26 protein-coding genes are annotated in these 25128 nt (G+C 43.3%); 17 read left to right on the forward strand and 9 right to left on the reverse strand.

The annotated features are described in order from the left end of the window. Window positions 1–23 precede the first annotated feature (23 nt). From AC04MN_RS07925 to AC04MN_RS07955, 7 genes are all read left to right on the forward strand, one after another. Window positions 24–944: a S1 family peptidase gene (locus AC04MN_RS07925; RefSeq protein ID WP_475382652.1), complete on the forward strand. Its 921-nt coding sequence runs from the start codon at window positions 24–26 to the stop codon at window positions 942–944. A gap of 104 nt (window positions 945–1048) precedes the next feature. After that, window positions 1049–1942: a PP2C family protein-serine/threonine phosphatase gene (locus AC04MN_RS07930; protein ID WP_475382653.1), complete on the forward strand. Its 894-nt coding sequence runs from the start codon at window positions 1049–1051 to the stop codon at window positions 1940–1942. A 104-nt stretch (window positions 1943–2046) separates the two neighbouring features. After that, complete coding sequence (locus AC04MN_RS07935) at window positions 2047–3168, forward strand: citrate synthase (protein ID WP_475382654.1); 1122 nt, start codon at window positions 2047–2049, stop codon at window positions 3166–3168. A gap of 79 nt (window positions 3169–3247) precedes the next feature. Further along, entirely contained in the window at window positions 3248–3646 is a 399-nt protein-coding gene (locus AC04MN_RS07940) for an HIT family protein (RefSeq protein WP_475382655.1), read from the forward strand. A 114-nt stretch (window positions 3647–3760) separates the two neighbouring features. Then, a complete protein-coding gene (locus AC04MN_RS07945) occupies window positions 3761–4960 on the forward strand; it encodes a hypothetical protein (RefSeq protein ID WP_475382656.1) in 1200 nt (399 codons plus the stop codon). Between the two features lie 17 nt (window positions 4961–4977). Then, entirely contained in the window at window positions 4978–6057 is a 1080-nt protein-coding gene (locus AC04MN_RS07950; protein ID WP_475382657.1) for an imelysin family protein, read from the forward strand. Between the two features lie 25 nt (window positions 6058–6082). After that, window positions 6083–7558: a di-heme oxidoredictase family protein gene (locus AC04MN_RS07955; protein WP_475382658.1), complete on the forward strand. Its 1476-nt coding sequence runs from the start codon at window positions 6083–6085 to the stop codon at window positions 7556–7558. 31 nt (window positions 7559–7589) lie between these two features. Here the strand turns inward: AC04MN_RS07955 and AC04MN_RS07960 are convergent, their stop codons facing one another. From AC04MN_RS07960 to AC04MN_RS07975, 4 genes are all read right to left on the reverse strand, one after another. Then, window positions 7590–8750, reverse strand: a complete 1161-nt coding sequence (locus AC04MN_RS07960; protein WP_475382659.1) for a hypothetical protein — start codon at window positions 8748–8750, stop codon at window positions 7590–7592. Window positions 8751–8765: 15 nt separating this feature from the next. Then, window positions 8766–9725, reverse strand: a complete 960-nt coding sequence (locus tag AC04MN_RS07965; RefSeq protein WP_475381333.1) for a DDE-type integrase/transposase/recombinase — start codon at window positions 9723–9725, stop codon at window positions 8766–8768. Between the two features lie 59 nt (window positions 9726–9784). After that, window positions 9785–10096, reverse strand: coding sequence for a helix-turn-helix domain-containing protein (locus AC04MN_RS07970; RefSeq protein ID WP_475381332.1), 312 nt, complete (start codon window positions 10094–10096; stop codon window positions 9785–9787). A gap of 67 nt (window positions 10097–10163) precedes the next feature. Next, window positions 10164–10445 (reverse strand): hypothetical protein, encoded by a 282-nt coding sequence (locus AC04MN_RS07975; protein ID WP_475382660.1) that lies wholly within the window; start codon window positions 10443–10445, stop codon window positions 10164–10166. A 228-nt stretch (window positions 10446–10673) separates the two neighbouring features. Here AC04MN_RS07975 and AC04MN_RS07980 point away from each other — a divergent pair, with 228 nt between their 5' ends. Genes AC04MN_RS07980 through AC04MN_RS07995 form a run of 4 tightly spaced genes read left to right on the forward strand, consistent with a single transcriptional unit; the run spans window position 10674 to window position 16209 of the window. Further along, window positions 10674–12416 (forward strand): chemotaxis protein CheA, encoded by a 1743-nt coding sequence (locus AC04MN_RS07980; protein ID WP_475382661.1) that lies wholly within the window; start codon window positions 10674–10676, stop codon window positions 12414–12416. Beyond that, a complete protein-coding gene (locus AC04MN_RS07985; protein ID WP_475382662.1) occupies window positions 12413–13183 on the forward strand; it encodes a chemotaxis protein CheW in 771 nt (256 codons plus the stop codon). The genes AC04MN_RS07980 and AC04MN_RS07985 overlap by 4 nt, the downstream gene beginning before the upstream one ends. After that, window positions 13180–14784 (forward strand): chemotaxis protein CheB, encoded by a 1605-nt coding sequence (locus tag AC04MN_RS07990; protein WP_475382663.1) that lies wholly within the window; start codon window positions 13180–13182, stop codon window positions 14782–14784. The genes AC04MN_RS07985 and AC04MN_RS07990 overlap by 4 nt, the downstream gene beginning before the upstream one ends. A 45-nt stretch (window positions 14785–14829) precedes the next feature. Next, a complete protein-coding gene (locus AC04MN_RS07995) occupies window positions 14830–16209 on the forward strand; it encodes an aldehyde dehydrogenase family protein (RefSeq protein ID WP_475382664.1) in 1380 nt (459 codons plus the stop codon). 47 nt (window positions 16210–16256) lie between these two features. On the opposite strand, the gene AC04MN_RS08000 is transcribed toward AC04MN_RS07995, so the two are convergent. The 5 genes from AC04MN_RS08000 to AC04MN_RS08020 form a co-directional block, all read right to left on the reverse strand. Further along, window positions 16257–16463, reverse strand: a complete 207-nt coding sequence (locus AC04MN_RS08000) for a hypothetical protein (RefSeq protein WP_475382665.1) — start codon at window positions 16461–16463, stop codon at window positions 16257–16259. A gap of 119 nt (window positions 16464–16582) precedes the next feature. After that, window positions 16583–17674, reverse strand: coding sequence for a D-alanine--D-alanine ligase family protein (locus AC04MN_RS08005; protein ID WP_475382666.1), 1092 nt, complete (start codon window positions 17672–17674; stop codon window positions 16583–16585). A 1-nt stretch (window position 17675) separates the two neighbouring features. Continuing rightward, window positions 17676–18329 (reverse strand): isoprenoid biosynthesis glyoxalase ElbB, encoded by a 654-nt coding sequence (elbB, locus tag AC04MN_RS08010; RefSeq protein ID WP_475382667.1) that lies wholly within the window; start codon window positions 18327–18329, stop codon window positions 17676–17678. A gap of 61 nt (window positions 18330–18390) precedes the next feature. Next, complete coding sequence (locus tag AC04MN_RS08015; RefSeq protein ID WP_475382668.1) at window positions 18391–19176, reverse strand: hypothetical protein; 786 nt, start codon at window positions 19174–19176, stop codon at window positions 18391–18393. Further along, on the reverse strand, window positions 19173–20264 hold the full coding sequence (locus AC04MN_RS08020) for a GNAT family N-acetyltransferase (RefSeq protein WP_475382669.1): 1092 nt from the start codon (window positions 20262–20264) through the stop codon (window positions 19173–19175). The genes AC04MN_RS08015 and AC04MN_RS08020 overlap by 4 nt, the downstream gene beginning before the upstream one ends. 207 nt (window positions 20265–20471) lie before the next feature. Here AC04MN_RS08020 and AC04MN_RS08025 point away from each other — a divergent pair, with 207 nt between their 5' ends. The 6 genes from AC04MN_RS08025 to AC04MN_RS08050 are packed head-to-tail and all read left to right on the forward strand — an operon-like array spanning window position 20472 to window position 25000. Next, window positions 20472–20708, forward strand: a complete 237-nt coding sequence (locus AC04MN_RS08025; protein ID WP_475382670.1) for a ferredoxin — start codon at window positions 20472–20474, stop codon at window positions 20706–20708. Beyond that, window positions 20698–21360 carry an endonuclease III gene (nth, locus tag AC04MN_RS08030; RefSeq protein ID WP_475382671.1) on the forward strand — a complete coding sequence of 221 codons (663 nt, stop codon included), beginning with the start codon at window positions 20698–20700 and terminating at the stop codon, window positions 21358–21360. Before AC04MN_RS08025 ends, nth begins: the two co-directional genes overlap by 11 nt. A 4-nt stretch (window positions 21361–21364) precedes the next feature. Next, window positions 21365–21847, forward strand: coding sequence for a DoxX family membrane protein (locus tag AC04MN_RS08035; RefSeq protein ID WP_475382672.1), 483 nt, complete (start codon window positions 21365–21367; stop codon window positions 21845–21847). 3 nt (window positions 21848–21850) lie between these two features. Then, complete coding sequence (locus AC04MN_RS08040) at window positions 21851–22888, forward strand: thiamine ABC transporter substrate-binding protein (RefSeq protein WP_475382673.1); 1038 nt, start codon at window positions 21851–21853, stop codon at window positions 22886–22888. After that, window positions 22885–24384: an ABC transporter permease gene (locus AC04MN_RS08045; protein WP_475382674.1), complete on the forward strand. Its 1500-nt coding sequence runs from the start codon at window positions 22885–22887 to the stop codon at window positions 24382–24384. Before AC04MN_RS08040 ends, AC04MN_RS08045 begins: the two co-directional genes overlap by 4 nt. Further along, entirely contained in the window at window positions 24356–25000 is a 645-nt protein-coding gene (locus AC04MN_RS08050) for an ATP-binding cassette domain-containing protein (RefSeq protein ID WP_475382675.1), read from the forward strand. Before AC04MN_RS08045 ends, AC04MN_RS08050 begins: the two co-directional genes overlap by 29 nt. Window positions 25001–25128 lie beyond the last annotated feature (128 nt).

Genomic DNA, 25128 nt, shown 5'->3' on the forward strand with positions numbered 1-25128 from the left:
GCTTCTACTTTCGAGGAGATAGCATGCAGTTTTGGAAAGCTCTTATTGTTGGTGGTATCGCGTTGGGTCTTGCAGCTTGTGGCCGCGATCATAAAAAGAATATCTCCGCAGATGATTCTAATATCTCACAAAAAACAATTCAGTGTGAAGAGGGCGCAACTTCTGGCGAAGGTCTTTTGCCAAAGGAATTTGGCGGTATTGTGAATGGCAGAAGTTTAAAACAAAATTCTCCAGTGGCCGCAAGGACAGTTTCGATTTTGTTTAAAGAAGGACAACAAGGCGGGATTTGTACTGGAACCCTGTTGCCAAATAATATCATTCTTACGGCGGCTCATTGTACGGCCCGCAAGGCGTCCGATATGATGATTGTGTTCAACAGCAACCTAGCATGTGTTGATTGGGAAAACGCATCAAGTTTGAAGTCATCTTTGCGACCTGTAGAGCAGATGGTTGTTCATACTGACTATGATAAAAGTGATAAAGCAGATAAATTAAAAAACCTGTCTTCGGATATCGCGCTGTTAAAGTATTCAGGCTCAATTCCCGCAGGCTATAAAACGGCAGAATTGCCCTTAGATAGCGTGTCAATACAAGCCGAGGAAACGGTTATTATGGCTGGATACGGAGTGACAGAGTTTCAAGGCGAAGGTAGTGGTGTTTTACGAGTGGCTTCTCAGCCGGGAAGTTCTTTCTCTGAATTGCCGGAAGCTCCAAAATCGCGTATCGTGATTCAGGCGGATCAAGGTGTTTGTAGTGGTGATAGCGGTGGTCCACTATTCGTTGTTCGTGAAGGCAAGCTGGCGGTGATTGGAATTGCATCCGCGGTGGCCAACCCAAACAACCCCGAAAAGAACTGTAGTGGCTTGGCGTTTTATTTAAATCCTGCAAAACAAGCTGAATTTGTTCGTAACAGCTATCGATCTTTGACTGGAATTCAACTTTAAGCGGACTCCTTGTCGCCGCTTTTAGGTTTTTTCGACGGAAGACCAGTCTAGTTCCAGATAATTTATCTCAAATACCTCTTATTTCCCTAATAGAATAAGAGGGCATGTCTAATACAAATCAGCAACTACTTGAAAAAATAGAAGCTCTTGAGAAAGAGATTCAAGCCAAAGACCAAGAACTTCTTCGTTGGAGAAGTGAAGTGATGAAAGCCAATTCATCTTTGGAAAAGATCATGGCTCAGATGAGTCAAGAATTGGGAATGGCTCAAGCTCTGCAAAAGTTTTTATCCCCAACGGAACTTCCTAACATTTCGGGATTTGATTTTTCTACTAAGTTTCTGCCCGGCACGCGATCAGGGGGAGACTATTTTGATATCTTCGAGCACGAGGATCGGTTGAAGTTTGGGATTCTTGTGTCCTCGGCCAGTGGCTATAGCCTTTCTTCCGTTTTGTTGGGTGTGATCATCCGCATCTCTTCACAGATTGAGGCTCGTCGAGGGCTCCCTCCGCATAAGGTTTTGTCGAGCTTGGCCAATGATGTCGTTCCGCAAATTAAGAATTCTGATGCAGCTAGCATATTTTATGGCGTCGTGGACCGTAGAAGTTTCGAATTTGAGTTTAGCTCGATTGGTAATATCGATGCTTACTTGCAGGTGTACGGGCAAGATGCTTTACAGAGCTTAAAAGCTTGTGCTGGTCCCTTGGCTAAAGACTTTAACACGGAACCTACGACGACACGAGTTCAGTTAAACCCACGAGATCGTCTGATTTTAGCCACAGAAGGAATTAAAGAAGCTCAAAATAACCAGAATCAGCCTTTTGGAGCCAAGGGCCTAGAGGCCGCTATTCGCAGCGCACCTAAAATGGGAGTTCACGAGCTTCGTAATGAAATACTTTACAGTAACGAGAAGTACTCAGGTAAAAAGGATCCGGTTAGAGATCAAACTCTAGTTATTGCTGAAGTGAAAGACCGCGTTATTAAGTTGGCGCGAACCTAGAGATTTGTTCGAAATCGGTTTCGAATGCGGAGGGCGGCAAGGGTTGCCCTCGGTTTTAACAAGATATAAAAAAGTAGTGTCATCTAAATTGAAAGGAAAACACCATGGCTGAGGTTACAGTATACGAAGGCGCATTAGATAAGGGCCTAGAGGGCGTTGTCGCTTGTACAACGGCTGTTTCATTTATCGTTGGCGATACATTGAACTATCGCGGTTACACAATTGACGATCTTGCTGCAAATTCAACTTTTGAAGAAGTGATCTATCTTCTTTGGAATAACAAAAAAGCATCTGCAGATGAGTTGTCAAAATTCAAAGCTGAACTTGAAAAAGAAATTTCATTGGCGCCAGAGTACATCAAAGTACTTAAAGGCATCCCAACAAATGTTCATCCAATGGCTTGGTTGCGCACCGCTGTTTCTTTGATTGCTCACTGGGACACTGATGCAAATGACAATTCTCCAGAAGCAAATGCTCGTAAAGCTTTGCGTTTGACTGCAAAAATGGGAACGATCGTAACTGCTTTTGATGCTATTCGTAAAGGCAAAGAGCCTGTAGCTCCTAAAGCAGGTAAGTCTATTGCTTGGAACTTTATGTACATGTTGGGCGGCGGTGTTGAGCCAAAAGCAGAACACGTTAAAGTTTTCGACACTTGCTTGATCCTTCATGCTGACCACGAATTGAACTGCTCTGCGTTTGCAACTCGTGTAACAGCGTCTTCATTGTCTGATCTTCACTCTGCAATCGTATCTGCTATTGGCGCCCTTAAAGGACCTTTGCACGGTGGTGCGAACGAACAAGTGATCTTGATGCTTAAAAAGATTGGCAACATCGAAAACGCAAAAGCTTTCGTACAAGACGCTTTGGCTGCCAAAGAAAAAGTAATGGGTATTGGTCACCGTGTATATAAAAACGGCGATCCACGTGCTCGTATTCTTCGTGGCATGTCAGAGAAGCTTTCTAAAGACGCAGGTCTTGCGCATTTCTACGAAATGTCGACTTTGATTGACGATACTATGTATTCACAAAAAGGTTTGATGCCAAACGTGGATTTCTATTCTGCGACTGTGTACTACTCAATGGGGATCCCAACTGATTTGTTCACTCCGATCTTCGCAGTTTCTCGTATTGCTGGCTGGTGCGCACACGCATTTGAGCAATATGCAAATAACCGTATTTACCGTCCTCGTGGAAAATGGGCTGGTAAAGAAGGTCTTAAGTGGTAGGATCAAGTCCCTAGGGACTCGATTCAAAAAGGGAGTCTATCTAGACTCTCTTTTTTTATTTTTGGATATTGGAGGTTTTATGGCATCTGTGTTTACAAAAATTATCAATGGTGAATTGCCTTGTTATAAGATCTATGAAGATGACACGGTTCTGTCGTTTTTGGCTTTGGATCAGGTCAACCTGGGGCACACTCTTGTAATCTGCAAAGAAGAGATCAACTCTTGGATGGAAGTACCCGAGGATGTTTATCAGCATCTGCATGTGGTATCGCAGAAAATTGGTAAGGCTATTCGCCAGGCCTCGGGGGCCCCACGGGTTGGGCAAATCGTTGCGGGATTCGAAGTGCCTCATTATCATTTACACCTGATTCCTGCGTGGTCGATTCCTGATTTGGACTTTAAAAGAGCTCAAAAACGCTCTGACGATGAGATGAAGAAAATTCAGTCCCAGATCATAGAGGTCCTTAAATCTCTCTAATAAATGTTTTATATTCTCAATTGGCTTTCAGTCCGATTTCACTAGGCTATCAAGGGCTCCTTTTTGGAGCCCTTTTTTTGACGCCTTGGCTAATTTTGCCTACATATCCGGCATATGAAAAAGCTCGGCAGTATTCTTTTTGTTTTGGGGTCATTAACTTGCGGTTCTGCGTTCGCGGATTTTGAAATCTATGGTTATGGTGATCTTCTATATAATAGATACCAAACTTTTAAAACGACCAACTCGGTGGACCCTATTTATCGGGAGCAAATTGATTTACGAGAGCTAGCCATCGAAGCTGAATATGAAATTGATGATAAGGCCGAAATTGAATTCGAAATCGAAATTGAACACGGTGGCGTGGGGACAGCTCTTGAGTTCGAGCCTCTAGAAGAGTTTGGAGAGTTCGAGTCTGAAATCGAAAAAGGCGGCGAAGTCGTACTTTCTGAAATCTACTATGCCCGTCAGTTAAATGATCATTGGAGATTGTTTGTTGGTAAATTTCCTTTGTATGTGGCCCTTGGCACCGTGCTGGGAAATCCGAATTCTCATAAGGCCACAGAGGTTTCATTGCTTGAAGGACGTATGATTCCAGTCGGGTGGAACGAGACTGGTGTCCAAATGCAATATATGGACAATTATGTGACGGTTCGCTCGGCAGTTGTAAATGGGTTGAACTCTGAATTTTTTCGCTCGTATAACTGGGTTGGTGGTGGATACCAACGACATTTCGAATCTACGAACACCGGCAACAGAGCCCTTTTCGCCAGTGTCGAATTAGGAAGTATCGAAGTTGGTCAGGGTCTGGCTTTGTCTTACTACCGCGGGAACACAACAGATAATAGATATAAAATTGGAAAATTGACGGCTCCTTCTCATGTTGAAATCAAGTCCGTGATGGGGCAGTACAAAATTGGAAGAGTCGAGCTTCTTGGTCAGTACCTTTTGGGAACTTTGGAAAACTCGGACCTTGTCGTAACTGCAAACAATGGCCTTGGGGGGCTTGCAAAACCAAAATCGTTTGGTCCTTTGGGACACAAAGCGACGTCCTCTCTGGTGCAAGTTGCTTATAACTTTTCGGATACATGGGCTCTCTATGCAAAGCACGAACATGTAAACACTTTCGAAGAGGTTCAAGGCAGTGTCTCAAAATATCCTCGTTATGATGTTAAGTATCGGGCGGGCGGGCTTTATTGGAAAGTAGACTCGTCTTCGTTCTTTAAGGCCGAATACGGTGAAGAGAGTACAGGCCTTCAGTCTTTGCCGAAAACTAGCACATTGAAATTAAATTTTGGTTTTGAATTTAAATCTTAAAAAAAAGGAAGTCTAAAATGAAAAAGGTACTTGTATCGCTTTCCATTTTTGCAAGTTCAGTAGCATTTGCTCAGACGAACTCGCAGATTATCAAGAACGTTGCTCAAAACGTTATCACTCAAACTTACGTAGATCTTGCAACTGCAGCTCAGGATTTGAGTGTGGCAGTGGATCAGTTTGTAGCTAATCCAAACGACGCGACCTTGGCAAATGCTCAACAGGCATGGAGAGCAGCCCGTGTTCATTGGGAAAGCTCTGAGGCCTTCTTGTTTGGGCCTGTGGATGCATTGGGTATCGATCCAATGTTAGATACTTGGCCATTAAATAGAATGGATCTAGAGCATGTGATGAAGTCGACTCCAAACATTTCCGTTGATACAGTTCGTGCACTTGGCACAAATCTTCAGGGTTTTCACACCCTAGAGTATCTTTTGTTTGGTGATGGTTTGGCCACAAACACAAAAACGATGGCGCAATTTAATTCAAAGCAGTTCCAGTATCTTAAAGCGACGGCTGCTTTGTTAGCAGAATACACTGCGCAATTGGCATCAGCTTGGACGACAAACTATGATCCAGAAAATCCAAGTGCTCCTGGTTATGTTCAGATTATTTCAAACCCAACAGCAAACAATCCAATTTACTCGTCTGAACGGGCAGTTCTTGAAGAGTATGTTCAAGGTATGTTGGGAATCTTGGATGAAGTGGGTAATGGAAAAATTTCAGATCCATTCGGTGCTGATATCGGAAGCGCAAACATCGAGTTGGTTGAATCGCCGTACTCTTGGAATTCGCTAGCAGATTTTAATAATAACATTCGCTCTGTATACAATATCTATACTGGTAATTATGGCGCTTTCGATGGCCCAGGCCTTAAAGACTACGTAGCGCGTGTCAACCCAGCACTTGCTCAGCAGGTTGAAAACGAGATTATAGCTTCTATGCAAGCCATTGTTGATATCTCTGGTCCACAGCGTTCAATGGATTTTGGTCATGCGATCAAAGATGCGTCTGGCCGAGTTCGAGTTCAAAAAGCAATCGATCAGCTGGCGGCAACCCGTGCCTTGATTGAAAACGAAGTTCTGCCTTTGTTAGATTAATATTTCGGCTAGGGCGGAGGGCTCTATGAGAAATTTTTGTACAGTATTTATTTTTGGTCTATTTTTTTCTGGAGTTGCAAGTGCAGCTCCAGATTATTCTTTAAGTTACCTAACTGCGGAAAAATTAGGTGGTGAAACAAGCGTTTCTTTCAAAGGAGAAACTGTTTGGGCATTTCGCAATCCTGCAAAAAATCTGACCGAGGACGAAATCGCTCGCCACTTAGTTGGCGATGCACTATTCGAGCGTAATTTTTCAGACGTTGCTGATCGTAAAGACTATGGATTAGGCCCCGTGTTTAACCACACTAATTGTGCTGGCTGCCATAATAAAGATGGCCGTGGCTCGCTGCCTATCGTCGCACCTGGAAATCAGTGGACGCCTCTTCGGCAAAGCGAAGCCGTCTTTTTGCGCATCTCTATCGAAGATGGATTGCCTAAACAAAAGTCTGCTGCAAATCATTGGGGAGCACCAACTCCAGTTCCGTACTTTTCAGATCAGCTATTTCATCTGGGTTCTTTAGGTGTGCGTGAAGAAGCACCTGGAGTTGGACAGGCGCGGGTTTGGATGAAGTATGAATATCAAGATGTGACTTATCCTGACGGAGAAGTAGTTCGTCTTCGTAAACCTATTTTTAAAGTTACTGATGCTTATAATGATCGAATTTACCAAGCTGATGTCAAGATGGGTGCTCGCTTAGGCACTCCTATGATTGGTTTGGGCCTTTTAGAGGCGATCAAGCAAGAAGATATATTGGCGATTGCTAATATGGATTTTAGTGCTCAGGGCGTTTCCGGAAAGCCGAATTGGGTTTTTGATATTCAAAAGCAAATGGCCGGAGATATCTATCCAGTTTCGTTAGGTCGTTTTGGATTAAAGGCAAATACACCGTCGGTGTTTCATCAATCATTGGGGGCTTTACGTGGTGACATGGGTGTTACCAATTATGCGTTTCCAGATGAAAGCATCGCTGGAACGCCTCTATTTCTTGATTTCATCGCAAAGATGCCTTTTGTAAAAGTAGAGGCTTCTGATCAAGTTTCTAATGACTTAGTATTCTATTCTCAGACTCTTGCAGTTCCAGCTCGACGGGGAGTCACAGAAGACGAAGTACTAAAAGGTGGGCAGATCTTTTCGTCTATTGGCTGCGCGACTTGCCATACGCCGTCGTTTACGACGGGGCATCATCCAATTGCTGCCTTGGCAAATCAGAAAATCTATCCTTTTACAGATTTGCTATTGCACGATATGGGGCCGGGTCTTGCTGATGATCGCCAAGATTTTGATGCTTCCGGCAGAGAGTGGAAGACTCGTCCTTTATGGGGCATTGGTCAGACGCACACCGTGAATCCTCGAGCGAGCTTTTTGCATGACGGAAGAGCTAAGACTTTAGAGGAAGCCATCCTGTGGCACGGTGGTGAAGGCGAATATTCGAAGAATCAATTTATGTCCTTAAATAAAGCCGACCGACAAGCTGTTTTACGATTTTTAAAGTCACTTTAATGAAAAAGCCCGATTTACCACCGGGCTTTTTTTATAACTGAAATTCTTTGCAGGCATTGCTGTCTTTATTGGAGGCATTCAAAGTCTTATAAAGGTTATGATAGGCTTTCCGTTCGGCAGCCATTGTTTCGGAGCCTGCCATGTCTAACTCTGAGGACCCCATCTCAAAATCAGTTTGAAACTTTTGAAACTGCTTATACTCGGGTTTGGCAGTTAAATTTTTCAGATAGGTCTCGTCTTTTTTTAGGTCCTCAAGCTTTGCCTTCAGAACGACTTGATTGATAGGGTCAGCGGCCTTTAAAGCCCTCAACGTGTCGGCCTTTTGTTCGGCGATGGCTTCTGCATACATTTTGGGATCAAAGGTCGTCGGCTTAACGCATAAGTCTTCGCTGCCGTTGCTTGCACATAATTTCATTTCGCCCATCTTTTTTCCCAATAAAGCCAAACTTTTTCTTTTAGCTTCATAGTCTAACATTGCTAATTTTAACTGCTGAACGTCAGACTCAAGTTGCTCAGATTTTAACTTTGTGGCGATTGCTTTTAGATTTTCAATTTCCTTTTTAATTTTTGCAGGATCGCAGGCCCAAGGTGAATAGGGTTTGGCATCTAATTTTTCTTCTACCCGATTGGCGTAATCAGCAAAACGAAGATATTCTTCAACCTTACGACCAACGGGCGTGGAAATCTGAGGGTTGGCCAAAGAAGGGCTGCTAGAGTTTCTAGCTAGCAGGAATGCTTCCTCAAGATTTTTTGCTTTTGGCAATGCCCGAATCAAATCATCAGCTTCAGTATTATATCCGTAGGCGCGATTACTCGTGGCTGAAATGACGCAAGTTTTATCTGTTCCAAGGTTTATCGTGTTTCCCGAGTAGCAGCTTAAATCAATGACCGCTAGGCGAACCTCTTTTTGCTCGGCTGCATTTCTTAGAGCTATAAGTGAGTCTAAATTTACAATACCATCTGTACTGGAAATACCATGAAGCTTTTGATTTTGATTAGGAGCTCCGTGTGTGTCGATCGTAATTAATAATTGTGAGCCTTTAGGGATCTTTCCTGACTTTAAATTCTCTGTTAATTGCTGGATCTCTTTGGCATAGTTGGCCGACGTAAATTGCTTGTTTCCACCTTTGGTGAGTTTCGTTGCAATGGCCTCTGATTGTTGATGTCTGTCCTGTCCGAGCAACCCCCGCACAGAGTGGGCTGAAGTTTAAGTCAACACTGTGTTTGAAGGTGACTGATCCTGTTCCCAGTGTTTTCTTCTCAGTTCTTGGGCTTTCTGTCTAGCCCTTTCTCTTCGCTTCATTAGTTCGTAGCGGCCTTGGTGATGAACGGAGTTCGGGGCAAAGCCACCGTTGCCTTGATTGGGCCGGTGGAAGTTGTAGTCATAGATCTTTGCCCCGATCAACTTGTGAGCCACCTCTTCATTCTCGTACTGTTCTTGAAGATAAATTTCTTCTCTCTTTAACGTGCCGATGACTCGCTCTGTGCGAGCATTGCCTGTGGGTCTACCGATGCCACTGAGCCATAGCTTCAACCCCTGGATCTCGATGTTGTTCTTGGTATAAGCCGCCGTATTAGCACTGCCATGATCGGCAACGACGATTGGACGAAGTGCCCCATGCGGCAAAAAATCAATGCGCTCTTTGGCAACGGCTTCAGTGACAACTGTTACCACTTCGTGTTGAGTGATTTTGTGATAAAGGCCCCAAGACAGGATTTTTCTTGAGTGCCAGTCAAGCAGCACGAGTAAAAACATAAACTTGCCGTTCACATTGACCCACGTCCAATCCATCCCCCAGATTAGATTACTTCGCCAAGGTTCATGCAACAGCATGTCCTCTGGTGGGACGATGAGCTTGGGCGGCTTTTGTTCAAACGGATGATTCAGGCCGTGGGCCTTCATAATCTCGGCGACTTTGGTTTTACCAATGAAAGCCTTGGCGTTTTTCTCTAAGTGGTAAGCAATACGTCGGCAGTGCCAGTCGGGATTTTTCTTGGCGAGCCTTACCACGGCCTTTTCTTCTTTCGGTGTGATCTTGTTTTGGCCGCCACCGCCACCGTGATTCTCCTTTAAGCCATTTTCCTTCCATCGATAATACGACCGAGGATGCACCTCAAGCGCATCACAAATCTTCTTTACTGAGTGATGCTTAATATGCTCATCCACGAAGGCCCGGAGGGCCTCTCGTTGATCCTTGGTCAAATGACGGCCATATAGTGGCCCCTCTAAACCAAGCGACTCTTTTTTTTCATTGCAGCGAGTTCTATTGAAGTTTCGAGTAAGGCTTGAGCCAGCACTTCTTTTTCGGCTTTGAGTTCTGCCATCGCTGGATCTTCTTTTTGCTTTGGACCGCGCTTGATATCTTTTAGACCCGCAATCCCGCTTTGAAGGAACTTCTGCTTCCAACGCGAGAGTTGCGCTGGCGCAATGTTTTCTCGGCGACAAACGGCGCTTGCGCCCAGGCGTTCGGCCTCTAACACCAACTCCGCCATTTTCTCTGCTGATCTTCTTGTCCGCTTTTTCTTTGCTTCGCTCATTGTGACCCCTTTGTATCATGGTTTGTTCTCCTTTGAGAACTAGGGCTACCTTCGAGATTTCAGCTACTTAGCTCAAAATCCGCACACTTTTTTGACTTAAATTATCCCGCCATCTGTGACGAACGAGCCCGGACAGCACATGTCCTCCATCGAAATATGTTTTGCTTTGCCATTTTTTAGATCTAATTGCTTGTACATATGATTGGAATGTTTGATCGAAGATCGTATTCGTTTTTCCTTCAGGCTCGCCGCCAGCTCCCAAATAAAGTGCATAACGATTGGCAGCTATGGCGGAATAAGAGAATAGTAAAGTAACAGCAAAAGTTCTGAAGATGTTCCCAGTTTTCATAAAAATGATTGTATCAGATTGAAATGGGAAATTTTTTATAAAAAATATGCTTCAGATCGAACTCGACCTGAACACGACTTTGGCCTAAAGATTTCGTGAAGATGGTCACATTTTCTCATACTGAGATAAAAGTCTGGTTAGAAGTTTTTAATTCAATTTAAAACTCGTTAAGCCACCTCCCACCTAGACCGATAAAATGAAAGAATATTTCAGAAAGGCCGCGAACTTATGTCGGACAATCAGTACCCATCATCAGATATAATCTCCATTGATTTCGACATTGGGGACTTAGCACAGGTAACTAGCACCTTCTTTGCTGAATCAGTAGAGCTTGTTGACGACTTAGATCAGCACATTTTGAAATTGGAAGAGTTTCCTTCTGATATGCTGCAGGTAAATAATCTCTTCCGGAAGGTACACACTCTTAAGGGGGCTCTTGGCGCTGTGCCAGGTGGCCAGCTGATGGGCTCTTTGGCGCACGAGTTTGAAGCTCTCTTGTCTAGAATTAAGAAGGAAAACAAAGTTGTTACTCCTGAAGCCGTAAATCTATTTTTGCATGCCGCTAAATTATTAAAGATTTTAGGTACGAACCTTAAATCTAATCGCGAAAATTATCCTGAAGAAACAAGTGAAGTTATTGATCTTATAGCTAGGTTCTCGTCGTTTGAGTTTCCGGAAGGATCCGATAACTTGATTTCCCAAAATCAGGTCATGGAGTCCCCCTTAGCTAAAAAGGTTTTAGCTAAGAAGAAAGAAAAGAAGGCGGACTCTGATGATGATGATGGTGTTTGGCTTTCTCAGCGCCAGTTGCAAGAAATGTCTAAGCTGGCCGGCGAACTTCTAGTACTTAAAAATTTAAATTTGCTGAATGTACAGGTAAATCCAGACAGACGTTCGCAGGAATTCACACAGAATTTAAATAAAATATCGGATCAGTTGAACTCCTATATATCTCAGATGCGTAAAACTCAAGCGCGAGAGTGTTTTGAAGGGACTAGCATTTTAGTCAGACAAGCGGCCAATGAACTCAATAAAGAAGTGCAACTTCATCAAGAGGGTATGGATTTATTAATCGACCGCGCTCAAGGTAAAGATCTTTACGAGTGTTTGGTTCATTTAGTTAGGAACTCGATTGACCATGGAATTGAAGATGTCTTAGATCGAGCCTCGGCAGGAAAGCCAGCCGCAGGCCAAATTCGATTGAAGCTAAGCGAAAAATCAGGAACGGTGTTCTTAGAGTTTTCTGACGATGGCAAAGGCTTGGACTACGATAGAATTAAGTCTAAAGCTATTCAGAATGGTTTAATCAAAGCTTCCGAGGCGGATAATTTAAGTCGGGAAGCTATCTTTCAGTGCATATTTAAACCTGGCTTTTCAACAAAAGAGACCATCACGACTATTTCAGGTCGCGGTGTAGGAATGGATGTGGTCTTATCCACAGTAGAAAAATACGGCGGAAAAATTCATATTCAATCCGAACCTAATATGGGGACTACGTTTATCCTCGAGACTCCAATTGCACAAAACGTGATGGTCGAAAGCACATTGATTTGTTTGTTGGGTGAGTCCTGTGTGGCGGTTCCTCTTCAAAGTGTCGCCAATATTACATCTTGCGACGGATTGACCTTGACCGAAGTTGATAGCATAAGATGGTGCCAGCACGCGGGCCGCACAGTGCCGTTGATGACTTATGATGAATACACTCGTCGTAAGGTTTTACATGGATCGACGGAAATTCAAAATTGGTCTGCGGTTATCTTGAAGGTCAAAGATCAGTATGTTGGTTTGTTAGTAAACTCTGTCGAGCGCCAGTCTGATTTAGTCGTTAAACCTATCGATGTTGTCCTTGGCCAATTGCCTGGCTTTAAAGGAACCTCAGTACTGTCAGACGGTAAGATTTCTTATGTCCTCGAGCCCGAACAGTTATTGAATCTATTATTTAAAGACCAAGTTACAGGAAGTGCCGCATGAGCGATTTCTTTGGTGACGATTTTACGGCCGATCTGAAGCGGTTTTTTCTAAAGAGTCTGCAGGACGAGTTAGAGAAAATCGCTGGAGCCGCTGATGAAGATACATGGCAAATTTTCCGAGATGAACTGACCGAAAAGTATAAAGATTGGATTGTTGACGCAAAAACCAATGAATTTGATTTTTTTGCAGTCTGGATTGAAAAGTTTGCGAAGCACATCGAATCGGCAGATAACTATTTAGATTTTGCTGCGGCTATTGACCGTGCATTTTCTTATTCAGAAGAGCTGCATGATACACTAAAAGATAGTGAAGATTTATCTAAAAAGTTTTCTTTAGGAAATTTAAACACTCAAAAGCAGCTTTATCTTCATTGTGAAATTTCCGAACAAAGCTTTCTGATTCCTGTGACTCAAGTTTTAGAGGTATTGGGTAATATTTCAATCACACCTTTTCCGATGAATAAAAAAGGATTTGCCGGGATGATTCCTTTTCGTGGTGATGCTATTCCGGTAATTCGTTTACAAGACCACGGCTTGCAAGTCAAAGATGCCGAGCAGTCCTTCTGCTTTGTTGTCTGCGAGCATGAAGGGGCGAAGTTGGCTTTGGCCGTTCATCAGGCGGATAGCCTGGTTGAAGTGGGAACTGATGAACTTCAAGAATCTAGAGGCACAGGCGGAGTTATCGACGTTCCATTTTTAACTCATTTTGTTATTCACGATAATAAAAATATGATGCTATTTGCATTAGAAAGAATGGTGGCGGCATGAGCTCGCACTATCTTTATCCCGGAAAACTAGCGGCTTTCAAAGACGAAACTGTGATTTCCACTTTGCTAGGGTCTTGTGTTGCGGTTGCGCTTCACGATCCGGTTTCGAAGGTGGGCGGTTTAAATCACTATCTTCTGCCAGAGGGTGGCCCTGGGGATCGTGAAAATGCTCGGTATGGTCAGGATGCGATTAAAATGCTTGTTGAAGAGTGTGTGCGTTTAGGGGCAGATCCCAAACGTTTACAAGCAAAAGTCTATGGTGGTGGTAATGTTATTAGTATCGCCAAAATGGGTGAGGGCATTGGAAATAGAAACATTGAAATAGCTGAAAAAATGCTGAGCGATATGAAAATTCCGATCATTGATAAGAATGTGGCAGGGGAACACGCTCGCACAATAAAAATGAATACTGCAAATTTTGAGGTGATTCACTCTACAAAAGGGGAAGACACGGTGAACTCGGCTGTCGGCGCAGTGGCGCCTGCGGGAGGTCGGACTAGAGCCGCTGTCGACGTGTCAGGATTCAGACCTCTGGCTGCGGCGAAGACCGTTAAAGTCTTAGTCGTCGATGACTCGGCAACAGTTCGTACACTATTCACTAACATCTTTACTAAAAATGGTCTTGAAGTTGTTGGTGCTGCCGCAGATGCCTATCAAGCCCGAGAAATGATTGTAGCTAAAAAGCCAGATGTTTTGACCTTAGATATCGAGATGCCAAAAATGTCGGGGGTGATGTTTTTAGAAAAGCTAATGGCGCATCATCCGATCCCGGTTGTGATGGTATCCTCACTAGCAAACACAGGTGAGGCGGCCTTAAAATCTTTGGACTTAGGCGCTGTAGAGTTTGTGCACAAACCTTCGCAATTTGATCCTGCCGTTTTAAAAGATTTAGCCGAGATGCTGGTCACAAAAGTTCGAGCCGCAGCCTCTGTCAACGTCCTCAAGGCCATGAAAGAAAAGCCCCCAGTTGTGCAGGAAATTTCAGCTCCGGTGGGAACTTCAAGCACTCATCGACGAGCGGCAGAGTTAAAAGTAATTGTCGTTGGTGGAAATGCGGGGTCGGCAATTGCTTTAGAGACATTTATAAATGGTCTGGCTGCTGATACGCCTCCAGTTGTTGTTAGCTGCTCGACTGTAGCGAACTTTGGCATCGCATATTCACAGAAGTTCAAAGGTAAAGCCAGAGTGAATGTTGTTGTGGGCAAAGACGGCGAAGCAATGAGTATGGGTAATGTATACTTAATCCCAGCCGAACATCACGGGCGGGTGCAAATGACGAATCTTGGGCCAATTCTAAAGTTAGAAAAAGGAGCACCGGTCGCATCGCAGCTGCCGTCGTCCAACGTTCTGTTCAAATCTGCCGCGCAGGCGTATTCGAAAGGCGTTTACGGTGTATTACTTGGAGGCTTTGGTGTTGATGGCGTTGAAGGCCTAACCGAGATTCAAAAAGCGGGTGGTTTTACGGTGGCTCAATCTCCACAAGAAGCTCAGTTTCCATACGGCCCCCAAACAGCTATTGCTGAAGGTGTTGCTGACGAGATCATGGAGGCCTCCGGTCTTGCTCGTCATTTGATGACTTATCGTAACCAAAACTTGTATTAATTCATAACTAGTTGCCATGCCCTTCGTTTTCAGTGAAATTGGGGCATGGCTTTTTTATTTCAAAACTTTGTAAATAATGAATTTCAAAATTCGGCATCTGGTCGCAGTCAGGCAGTTCGCAGTCCTTGGGATGGCAGCATTATTGGCGATTTCGCAGTCAGTGAGGCCATGGATTTCGTAATGGCTTTGGCGCCCGCCAAAAAAGCCCTTCAAGAGTATTCAAATATTAGCATCGACGAGCGTCGCAATTTTTTACAGAAATTGATAATTGAAATAGAGTCACGGATTGATCTCTACTTAAGATTTGAAAATGAAATTTTAGGAATGCACGGGCCTTTTTTAAAGCAGACGCAGGTTTTACCCGCGATGGATCTGTTGCGCATTCGGCATCACGAAAGCTTAGAAAAGTCAGATCTGAAGACTTCTGTAGGAATAGTCGGTGTGTTATTGCCAGCAACGGATTCCTTTAAAGAGTTCTGTACAAGTATTTCTTCAGCGATCCTATCGGGTAGTCCTTTAATGGTAAAAGCATCAAGCCATTCGCCTTATGTTAGTTTGTTCTGGGGCGAAGTTATTAAATCCGTGGGTCTTCCTGCCGGGTTTGTGCAAATTTTTAATGGAAGTCGGCAGCAGATTGGTGACTTTTTTATTTCACATCCGTCATTGCGAGCCTTTCGTTTTTACGGGCAATACTCGTCATTAGTTCAGGTTATGAAGTCCGCATCGCAGGGGCCTAAAAAATATCAGGCTCTGGCTAAGGGAAAAAATATTGCCGTGCTGTTAGAGGACCTAGGGGACGAAGCTGAATATCAGAAATTTTTTGATACGGTTTTTCAGGGGCAAGGTCAGACGGATTCATCGGTTCATAAGATTTTTATATTGGAAAGTTTTGGCGACAAGTTTTGGCAAGAGGTCCATAAGTATATAGCAAAAGTAAAACCAAACGCGAAGAATTCAAACTTAACTTCTTGGAATCCTTTGATTTCGCAAGAACACGTTGAGCGACTTAAAGCGCTATCCCAGCAATCAGCAAACGAGCATGGAAAAGTCGTAAAATCAGATGCATCGCCGCAGGATGGCTTTTTTGAATCCCCGGTGTTTATTCGCGATTTGCCAAATTGTTCAGAGCTTCAACAAGATTCATTATCTGCTCCATTAGTTATTGTAACGAGTGTGAAGTACAGTCATGAAATTGTAAAATGGGCGAATAATTCTTATTTGCCCAAAAGGGCTTGGATATTTGGTGAGCAAGAAAAGGCAGTCCGCCTTGCTGAAAAATTGGAGTATAGCCATGTTGCCGTCAATACTTGGGAAAATTGCGGCACCACGGAGATCGGGATTAAAAGTTGTTTCTATGGAGACTCTGATGAGTCCCCATGGGGAGCCTTTTGGACTTATGCCAAAAAAATGACATTGCCAAGTTAGCGTCAATAAATAAACGGACAAGATGTTAAAGTAATGACGCTTTCTTATTAATGGACCGTGTGATTTTTATTTCGAGTGCGAATTTCACAACAAGGACAGTAGGCTTCTTCTTTTACTTGACCTTCATCGAGGTTCACTAGATGTCGGAGTTCGAGAACAGTTCCACACAATACACAGTTGTTTTGTGCGATAATAAAGTCACGGTGTTTTGGAATTTCAATTTTTTCGAAGTAATTCAACTTGTTATCTTCCATGATTTTTTCCTTTTTCAAGGCTCATCCTGAGCCCCCGTCGTTTCGTAATTTGATTACTTACTACGACATGCAAGAACTGTTCACAGGCCAAAGTCCTAACGAACAGTTCTTGAAAAGTACTATTCAAGGAAGCTTGTTTTTAGCGAAGCATCTCGTTGGAACTTTTCAAAAGCTAGATGAACAAGCTTAGTAATAAGATCAGTGTAAGAAACGCCTGAAGCTTCCCACATTTTTGGATACATGGAAATTTTTGTGAATCCTGGAATCGTATTAATTTCGTTGATGTACAGCTGTCCGTCTTTCTTTAAAAAGAAGTCAACCCGGGTTAAGCCGTCGCATCCCATTGCCGTAAAGGTCTCGCAGGCCATTTTTTGAATCTTTGAAACGGTGTCCGTGTCAACTTTTGCTGGAATGTTTAGTAGCGCGCCGTTGTCATCTAGATATTTTGCCTCGTAAGAATAGAACTCGTGTTGCGGAATTATTTCTCCAGGGACTGAGGCTGCGGGTTGATGATTTAGGCCCATGACAGAACATTCGATTTCTCGACCTTCAATAAATTCTTCAGCAAGCACCTTATGATCGTAAAGGAACGAGTCTTTAATTTTGATCTCAAAATCTGCAGCTGACTTGATTTTATGAACGCCGACTGAAGACCCTGCATTTGCTGGTTTGATAAAAAACGGCAGGCCTAGATCTTTGCTGATGCTATCAAAGGACTGATTTTCATGAGAATAAAGAACGCGGTAGCGAGCATTCGGGATCTTTGCAACGGTCAAAAGTCGTTTCATCACTTCCTTATCCATACCTGCTGCGGATCCCCAGATTCCGCAACCGACGAATGCTAAATTGATCATTTTAAAAAGGCCTTGAATGGCTCCGTCTTCACCCATTGTTCCGTGAAGTACAGGGAAGGCCGCGTGCAAATCAGTCTTGGCCTGTGACTGAAGATCAAAAAGAACAGGCTGTCCAAGATAAGAAATCGCAGCGACCGGTCGCCCCTCGGTGGGGATTTTTCCATCATGCAGAGCCGTGACCTTGTCAAAAACATCTGTGTTTGGAAATTGATACCAGCTGCCTTCTTTAGAAATACCAATGATAACAGGGTGAAATTGGTTTTTATCAAGGGCATTGATTACGTTTTTTGCAGATCGTAAAGAAACCTCATGCTCTGCAGAGTTTCCACCAAAAATAATCGCAATATTTTTTTTCATTTTAAGCCCATTCTACTAGCTCGTGAGCTAGTCCAAAAATTCCTTCGAAGACATGGTGAGGTGAAGCATTATCGTACATATATGCTGGAGTCGTGACAACCTTGCATTCGCGATCAGTTAAATAGTCATCAACGGGGCACTCTTCATGTTGCGCGCCGGTTTTCTTAATTTCGGCGATGACATTCGGATCGTCCCCGATGGTAATTGTTACTTTCTTTTTACCAAGCACCTTCGCAAGAAGTACTGGAGCGATGCAAATTGCGCCAATAGGTTTACTTTGCTCGAAGAACTCTAAAATATTTTTTTCGACAGCCGGATTGACGCTGCACTTGGCACCTTCGCTGGCCCAGCTACAAAGATTTTTTGCAACGCCGCTTCCGCCAGCAAAACATAGGGCATCGAAATCTTTCGAATTTAAAGTTTCAAGATCTGCGATTTTGCCCCGACAAATACGAGCAGCCTCGATTAGGACATTTCTTTTTTCACCAGTTGCTGATCTGCTGATGTGATTAACGACTTCAAAATCTTGATTGGGAGCAAAACATTCAACCTGCGCTCCAGCTTTGTGAAGTGCAATAAGCAAGCTTACGGTTTCGGTGATCTCTGCGCCATCTTGGTGGCCACATCCGGCAATGACAACTGCAATTTTTTTCATGAACTGCCCCTTTTATTCTCAGGGGCAGTGTAGCAGCGATAGTGATAAAGAGCAAATCGAACTAGTTTTGTCCTGCTTTGAAGTTTTCGACTTTGTCGCAGATTGTAACTAGATATGGTGCTGGTGGAGATCCTGCATTAACAAGTCCTTTAAAGCAGAAATCCATCATGCGCGAAAGATAGGGAACATCCGGACTGATGCCGACTTTGTAGTTCACTTTCTCTTCCACAGTTTGCCCATTTGCCATGGGTGTCTTTAGTACTAGATCAAATGAAACATATTTCTTCGTAATTTGACAGTTGGGAAGTCCTGCACAGTTCGTTTGCTTTTTAACTAACTCGGGTGCAGGCTCTTTTTGTTCAAATACTTTTAAGTTATGGCAAGTAACATCCCACTTTTCTGCTTTTTCGCAGGCATACAGTAAAGACTGTAAATTGATGATTCCTAACTGCTGGGTGGTCACGGCACTAGAAGTATTAGGGATCGTCAAAGTTTCTTCTTTGGTTGAAACCTTGGACTGCCCATCAATGATTTCATTGGTTTGGTGAATCAGAGTGTATTCAATTTCTTGAGTTGTCACTTTGCGATTCGATACTGTTATTGCATCTTGCATAACGAGTTTGGCGGGCATGCCTTCGATGCTTTGAGTTTTTTCGGTATAGACGAATTCACCCTTAGCAATTGTTGCAGGATCCACGTTGCCCCAAGCATTTAGTAAAGCAGATTGTACGGCGGTCGCCGCTACGACGGGCCCATTCTGATTTTCAAATCCTTCTTTCTTCATGCAAGATGTTGAAAGAACAGCAAAGCTAAGAAGCATACCGGCGGTTTTAAGGTTTTTGCTCATATTGAATCCCATCCCCAAACCCAAAGTTTTAACGGTAAAACTCTTTTGAACTTTTCAAGGGTTGCTTCCGAGAAAATACCCAGTTCAGCGTAATCCACCGGGCCAAATAACAACTTAACCATGTCTTGTTCGTTGGTCAGAGTAAATAGCTCTTGTCCTACTCCGAAAAGGTAATGATCGGGGAGCTTCTCTAAAACAATATCTGCTACTCCCTCAGCTCGGAACGCCCGTTTGATTTTAGCCGCAAGCTGATCAAAGTGGGTAATTTTGATCATGCCTAGGTAGCCTTCGTTTTTTGTCATCGGCAACGCAGACAGATGGCGGATTAAGTTTTCCGAGTGCGAGGGTACAATGATCGTAAAGGCTTCGTTTTTTTCTTTGCGAATCCAGCTAAGTAAGGACATTAGCTTATTCACATTTCCGCCCCACTCGTGGATGTAACCTTTAAGATCAACTCCTTTGCCTTCAATGGCGTAGGCCGCAAGTTGACCCGTCGGCTCCCACGCAGTGTAGATTTTTGTATTTGGAATGGACATAAAACGACGAGTTTCATCCAGGCTACGCACGGTGCTTACGGTATGGCTAGAGTACAGGCGGTGAATGGTCTCGGGGCTGACTCTGTAGTCTGCCGAGAAACGCAGTTGATGATCTGCGGTCGTAAAGTTTTCTTCAATGACAAAGCTGATTTCGCTGCCAGCTAGCTCAAAGCCAAACTTGCGATAGAAATCGTAAAGGTTTGTCCAAAGAATAGTGACATCACAGTTTTGAGCACGAGCCGACTCAATGCATTCCTTGATAATGGTGGTGCTAAAGCCTTGTCCTCGGGCTTCCTCGTCAGTGACGACGGAACCAATGGCTCCTACTTTGAAGATGACCTGTGGAGATTTTATAATCAGAGGCTTCAAAACAGCATGAGAAAGCAGGCGCGAACCCTCTGCAATAATTCTCATATTGTGAATATTGGAGGGGTGAAAGGCTGTTGGATATTCAGCGGCGATCGACCATCCTGCTTCGGCTCTTAGTTTTTTTGTAAGAAAATCCAGAACATGGGGTATTTCTTGCTCTAGGGGGGCGCGTGGGCCTTCCATGGGACCTCCTTGTCCAAGCTCCATTTTAGGGCAAAGGGGGTGTTTTAGGCTTTAAACTTAGGGTCGAGGAGGGGAAAATGCGACCTCTGTCGGGGTGGCGAGGGTTTGACTTAAGTCGAGAAATCATTATATTAGAGCCTCTCGATTTATAGAGTTTAAAGGATCGACGGAGCCCCCTGGGTTCTTCGTTTCTTAAAAGGTGGAAAAATGGCAGAAATCGATCAAAAGTGGAAAGAAAATAAACCAGGCAAAATGTTCGTTGATCAAAGCTGTATTGCTTGTGACGCCTGTGTACTGACTGCTCCTAAAAACTTTGCAATGCACGAAGAAGATGGTCATGCGTTCGTTTCAAAACAGCCGGAATCTGCGGAAGAGGAAGCTGCTTGTAAAGAAGCAATGGAAGGTTGTCCTGTAGAAGCCATTGGCGATTTCGGTGACAAGTAGTAACAAGAAAGTTGTTATTTCGAAGAAGCAAGAGGCGGCTCGACACTTGGTGAAGCTTCTTGCTCGCTACTACCCTGATGCTCATTGCGCTCTTAATTTTACGACGCCCTACGAGCTTCTGGTTGCGACAATTTTGTCTGCTCAGTGTACCGACGAACGAGTGAATATGGTCACTCCGGCACTTTTCAAGAAATTTGGAACTCCTCAAAAAATGGCCAAAGCCTCGCTTGAAGAAGTTGAAGAACTGATTCGGTCAACGGGCTTTTATAAGAATAAAGCTAAAAACATTGTTACTTGTGCTCAAACCTTGGTCGAGGATCATGGTGGTCAAGTTCCTCAAGATCTTGAGTCCTTAGTTGCGTTGGCCGGGGTTGGTCGTAAAACCGCAAATGTCGTTTTGGGGAATGCATTTGGTATTCCAAGTGGAGTTGTGGTGGATACCCATGTTACCAGATTGGCCAATCGCTTCGGTTGGGTTAAGACCGAAAATGCGGTTGCAATCGAACGAGTATTATCTAAGTTAATTCCCGAAAAAGACTGGATTATGTTATCGCATTGGTTGATTGCACATGGTCGAGCTGTCTGTAAGGCGAGGAAGCCCCATTGTGAGAAGTGCTTCCTTGAATCTGAGTGTCCTCAGCGTCTAAAATAGTTTCATGATTATTTCATTTCTAGAGAGCGTTAAGTACGTAGGTCATTTGTTGCCCATTTCGTTTTTGCGAATTTTTTTGGGTTATTATTATTTTCAAGAAGCCTTGATTAAATTCAAAGGGGACTTCTTAATTCGACCCCGTATTGCGGATCAAATTGCTGAGTGGCTCCCAGCCAGTCATGCTCCATCATGGTATAAGATTTTTCTTTCAACATCGCTGATACCTCATTGGCAGACCTTGGCCTTCATTATTGTTGGTGTTGAATTTATGATCGGCATTTCTTATATCCTAGGTTACGTCGTGCGCCCAGTCGCCTTATTAGGGGTCCTGTTGTGCATGAATATGCTATTTATTTCGGGACCACAGATGGAAAGTTTTTATAAAACTTTGCTTGCTGTTCATTTTGTAATGGCGTGGATTGGTGCTGGTCGATGTTTAGGTGTGGACTACTATTTCTTTAAACGCCGACGTGGAATTTGGTGGTAGCTGATGAGACATTTTATAATTTTCACGATCGTTGTTTTTACCGGCTTGTTTTTAAGTATGGTCAATCGGACCGAGAAAACGACAAGCGAAGTTAATAAACCCGTCCTACGAGTTTTTGGTTACGCTAGCTTTACAGGTAAATGGGGGCCTGGTCCCCAGCTTAAACAGCTTTTTGAAAAAACTTGTAATTGCACTGTGGAATTTATTGAGGGCAGTGATTCAGGAATTCTACTTCAGCGTTTAAAAATTGAAGGCGAGTCCTTGGGGGCTGATCTTATTGTAGGTCTGGACCAGTTTGATTTAGCAAAGGCTTTGAACGAGCAAAAATGGAAGTCACTTAGAATTGAAGGTTTTGATTTCTATGACCAAGTGAAGCCTCATCAAATGCAAACGCCCTTTATTCCTTTTGATTGGGGAATATTGACTTTTGTGACTCGTAAGTCCGACGGGCTTAGCATAAAAAATATGGATGATCTTTTAAGTCAATCCTTACGGAAAAAAGTTGCACTTCAAGATCCCCGAACATCGTCGCCGGGCATGCAGTTGCTTAGCTGGATTTATCAAAATAAAAAAGGCGCCGAAGCCGATGCTTATTTAAAACAGTTGATGGATCAGGCGCATAGCTTTTCTCCAACTTGGTCGGCATCGTATGGATTTTTCTCTCAGAAGCAAGCACTGCTGGCATTTTCGTATGTCACCTCGCCGCTTTATCATCAAATTGAAGAAAAGAGTTCAGACTATGTGGCTATTCACTTTGATGAGCCACTGCCTGTTCAGGTCGAATACCTTGGTGTTCCTGACTTCTGCCGAAACTGCGAGTTGGCTGAAAGCTTTGTTTCATTGGTACTTTCTGCTGAAGGGCAAAAAATAATCATGCAAAAAAACTATATGTTCCCTGTAGTTAAAGGCGTCATTGATGGAACGCCCTTTGATATTATTGATTCTTGGAAGACGCTACCAGTAACTCAAATGCCAGCGATCAACGAGGCCGAAGGTCTGATTCGTAAGTGGGTTGATATACGTCGTGGAGACATGAATTGAGTTTTTTGCCGTCCCGATTTAGTTCTCATCTTTCACGAACAAAGACGGTCATAAGCATCGTGCTGGTGCTGGCTTTTATATTTCCCTTCCTATTTATAATTTCTAGTTTTAAGTTGCAGGCGCTCGGAGACTTAAAAGATCTTTTTTGGGCGTTTAAAAATACTACGATTCAGGCATTCTTTTCTGCACTGATAGCTTTGGTGTTTGGTACCTGGTTGGCTCTTGGATTGGTTTGGGTTCGGCAACGGGCCTCTGCTAGATGGTTTGATGTCGTTAGGCTGATTTGTCTTTTACCTAATTTACTTCCTGTATTATTTATTATTCTTGCAGTATTTGCAGTCGTAGAACCATTCCCAATGGGTTTAATTGGCATTGTCTTAATCCACTCGTTCTTGAATGTGGGATTGGTTGGACTTGCAATATTTCATTTAATTCAGAATAAGTTTTCGAATTATCTGGAGTATTGTTTAGTGCAAGGTGTTTCAAAGTTTCAATTTCTAAAGAAGATATTTTTTCCCTTAGCAACAAGGGATCTGTTTTTAATTTTTCTTTTTGTTTTTACTCTTTGTTTTGCTAGCTTCTCGGTACCATTAATGGCCGGAGGCGGGCGCGGTACAACCCTAGAAGTCTTAATCTATGAAAAAATACGTCTTTCATCAGATTGGAGCGGGGCTACGGTTATTGCTCTTGTTCAAAGTGCCTGCGTATTTATTCTCTCGATAAGCTCGTTAAAGGCTCGTCCGGTGCTGCTTCAAAAGCAGGGCAATCTTTCTTTAATATCTGCTTTTCATGGTTTGCTGCCGTTGTTGTTGATAACGGGAGTCTTACTTTATGGCTATTTTTCGATAGTAATCGAGGGGCTGCAGCACTGGAGTTTTTTTACGGAGTTTAAAGTTGATATCTTGAACTCAATATTCGGAAGCTGGTATTTGATGTTTATAGTTGCAGTTGTGGCGTACGCACTTTTAATGGTAGTTGCCTATGCCTTTCCAGCTCCATTGTTAAAGATCTTTATGAATGGGTATATGACTCCTGGAACAGCCTTGGTTGGCTTTAGTTTTTTAGTGCTTTTCCCGCAAGGGTCCTTTTTTTCTTGGATAAAGATTTCTTTGGCATTTCTGTTGTTGAATTTAGCTTCTATCTATCGTCTGGGGTGGGGGCAAAGTTTAGACTCCTTGAATAGGCAGGTTGAAGTGGCTGAAGTTTTTGGCGCTTCCGAATGGATTATTTTTAGAAAAATTAAGTGGCCGCAACTTCACAGTAAAGCGGTTGATCTTGTATCCTTGCTTGCCATTTGGGTGGGGGGGGATTTCGCGGTCTCACGAATATTGGCAGAAAAAGATCTCAGTCTGGCAATGCTGGTAGAATCGTTGATGACGGGCTATCGTCTTAGTCAGGCTGGTCTATTAAGTCTTCTATTAATTTTTGTGATATTAATTGGTGTTGTAGTCATTAAAGGAGTCGGGCATGTCATTCATCGAAAATTTATCCTATGATTACGGCGACTTTAAATTGGACGTTCCCTATTGGTCGATATTAGATCAAGGTGTGAGCGTATTGTCTGGGCCCTCGGGGTCAGGGAAATCTAGTTTGTTTAGAATTCTTTTAGGTCTCCAAGAGACCGAGAATGGCTGCTGGAATTTCAATGGTGTCAATTTGCTAAAACTTCCAATTCAACAAAGGAATTTAGCGGTGGTTTTTCAAAGCCTTGATATATTTCCTCATATGACGGCAGAGGAGAATATATTTTTTGCGGCAGATGCGCGGGGAGTTTCACGAGCTCTTGCTCGCGCCGACCTAGATAAATATATTTCGAAGATGAAGATGGAAACATTCATTAAGCGAAAAGGCGAATTGCTGTCTGGTGGTGAAAAGCAGAGGGTGGCAATTGCTCGTGCTTTAATTAGTAAGCCCAGAGTTCTACTTTTGGACGAGCCATTTTCTGCTTTGGATCAAAATCTAAGACAGGAAAGCCGTCTTTTAGTTCGAGAGATCATTCGGGAGGAAAAGATTCCCACCATTCTAATTACTCACGATGAGCAAGACGTCAGGGCTCTGGGTGATAAAGTAAGTTATATAGACAATGGGCGAATTGCCTCTGAAAAGGGCTAAGCTTCTTTGTTATTTTTAAGTGTATAATGTTTAGACACAGTGGCTTTTCAAATTCGAAGATTCCTTTGGCATTGTCTTCGCGTGGTTAAACATTTATGCCGTAAATTGGCTCTGTCATTTTAAATTTT

Source organism: Bdellovibrio sp. ZFWA1, from assembly GCF_056175665.1.

Bases quoted from the DNA above. Each gene is read 5' to 3' on its own strand.
- AC04MN_RS07925 (WP_475382652.1), top strand. From the start codon at position 24: ATGCAGTTTTGGAAAGCTCTTATTGTTGGTGGTATCGCGTTGGGTCTT.
- AC04MN_RS07930 (WP_475382653.1), top strand. From the start codon at position 1,049: ATGTCTAATACAAATCAGCAACTACTTGAAAAAATAGAAGCTCTTGAG.
- AC04MN_RS07935 (WP_475382654.1), top strand. From the start codon at position 2,047: ATGGCTGAGGTTACAGTATACGAAGGCGCATTAGATAAGGGCCTAGAG.
- AC04MN_RS07940 (WP_475382655.1), top strand. From the start codon at position 3,248: ATGGCATCTGTGTTTACAAAAATTATCAATGGTGAATTGCCTTGTTAT.
- AC04MN_RS07945 (WP_475382656.1), top strand. From the start codon at position 3,761: ATGAAAAAGCTCGGCAGTATTCTTTTTGTTTTGGGGTCATTAACTTGC.
- AC04MN_RS07950 (WP_475382657.1), top strand. From the start codon at position 4,978: ATGAAAAAGGTACTTGTATCGCTTTCCATTTTTGCAAGTTCAGTAGCA.
- AC04MN_RS07955 (WP_475382658.1), top strand. From the start codon at position 6,083: ATGAGAAATTTTTGTACAGTATTTATTTTTGGTCTATTTTTTTCTGGA.
- AC04MN_RS07970 (WP_475381332.1), bottom strand. From the start codon at position 10,096: ATGAGCGAAGCAAAGAAAAAGCGGACAAGAAGATCAGCAGAGAAAATG.
- AC04MN_RS07975 (WP_475382660.1), bottom strand. From the start codon at position 10,445: ATGAAAACTGGGAACATCTTCAGAACTTTTGCTGTTACTTTACTATTC.
- AC04MN_RS07980 (WP_475382661.1), top strand. From the start codon at position 10,674: ATGTCGGACAATCAGTACCCATCATCAGATATAATCTCCATTGATTTC.
- AC04MN_RS07985 (WP_475382662.1), top strand. From the start codon at position 12,413: ATGAGCGATTTCTTTGGTGACGATTTTACGGCCGATCTGAAGCGGTTT.
- AC04MN_RS07990 (WP_475382663.1), top strand. From the start codon at position 13,180: ATGAGCTCGCACTATCTTTATCCCGGAAAACTAGCGGCTTTCAAAGAC.
- AC04MN_RS07995 (WP_475382664.1), top strand. From the start codon at position 14,830: ATGGCTTTTTTATTTCAAAACTTTGTAAATAATGAATTTCAAAATTCG.
- AC04MN_RS08000 (WP_475382665.1), bottom strand. From the start codon at position 16,463: ATGGAAGATAACAAGTTGAATTACTTCGAAAAAATTGAAATTCCAAAA.
- AC04MN_RS08005 (WP_475382666.1), bottom strand. From the start codon at position 17,674: ATGAAAAAAAATATTGCGATTATTTTTGGTGGAAACTCTGCAGAGCAT.
- elbB (WP_475382667.1), bottom strand. From the start codon at position 18,329: ATGAAAAAAATTGCAGTTGTCATTGCCGGATGTGGCCACCAAGATGGC.
- AC04MN_RS08015 (WP_475382668.1), bottom strand. From the start codon at position 19,176: ATGAGCAAAAACCTTAAAACCGCCGGTATGCTTCTTAGCTTTGCTGTT.
- AC04MN_RS08020 (WP_475382669.1), bottom strand. From the start codon at position 20,264: ATGGAAGGCCCACGCGCCCCCCTAGAGCAAGAAATACCCCATGTTCTG.
- AC04MN_RS08025 (WP_475382670.1), top strand. From the start codon at position 20,472: ATGGCAGAAATCGATCAAAAGTGGAAAGAAAATAAACCAGGCAAAATG.
- AC04MN_RS08035 (WP_475382672.1), top strand. From the start codon at position 21,365: ATGATTATTTCATTTCTAGAGAGCGTTAAGTACGTAGGTCATTTGTTG.
- AC04MN_RS08040 (WP_475382673.1), top strand. From the start codon at position 21,851: ATGAGACATTTTATAATTTTCACGATCGTTGTTTTTACCGGCTTGTTT.
- AC04MN_RS08050 (WP_475382675.1), top strand. From the start codon at position 24,356: ATGTCATTCATCGAAAATTTATCCTATGATTACGGCGACTTTAAATTG.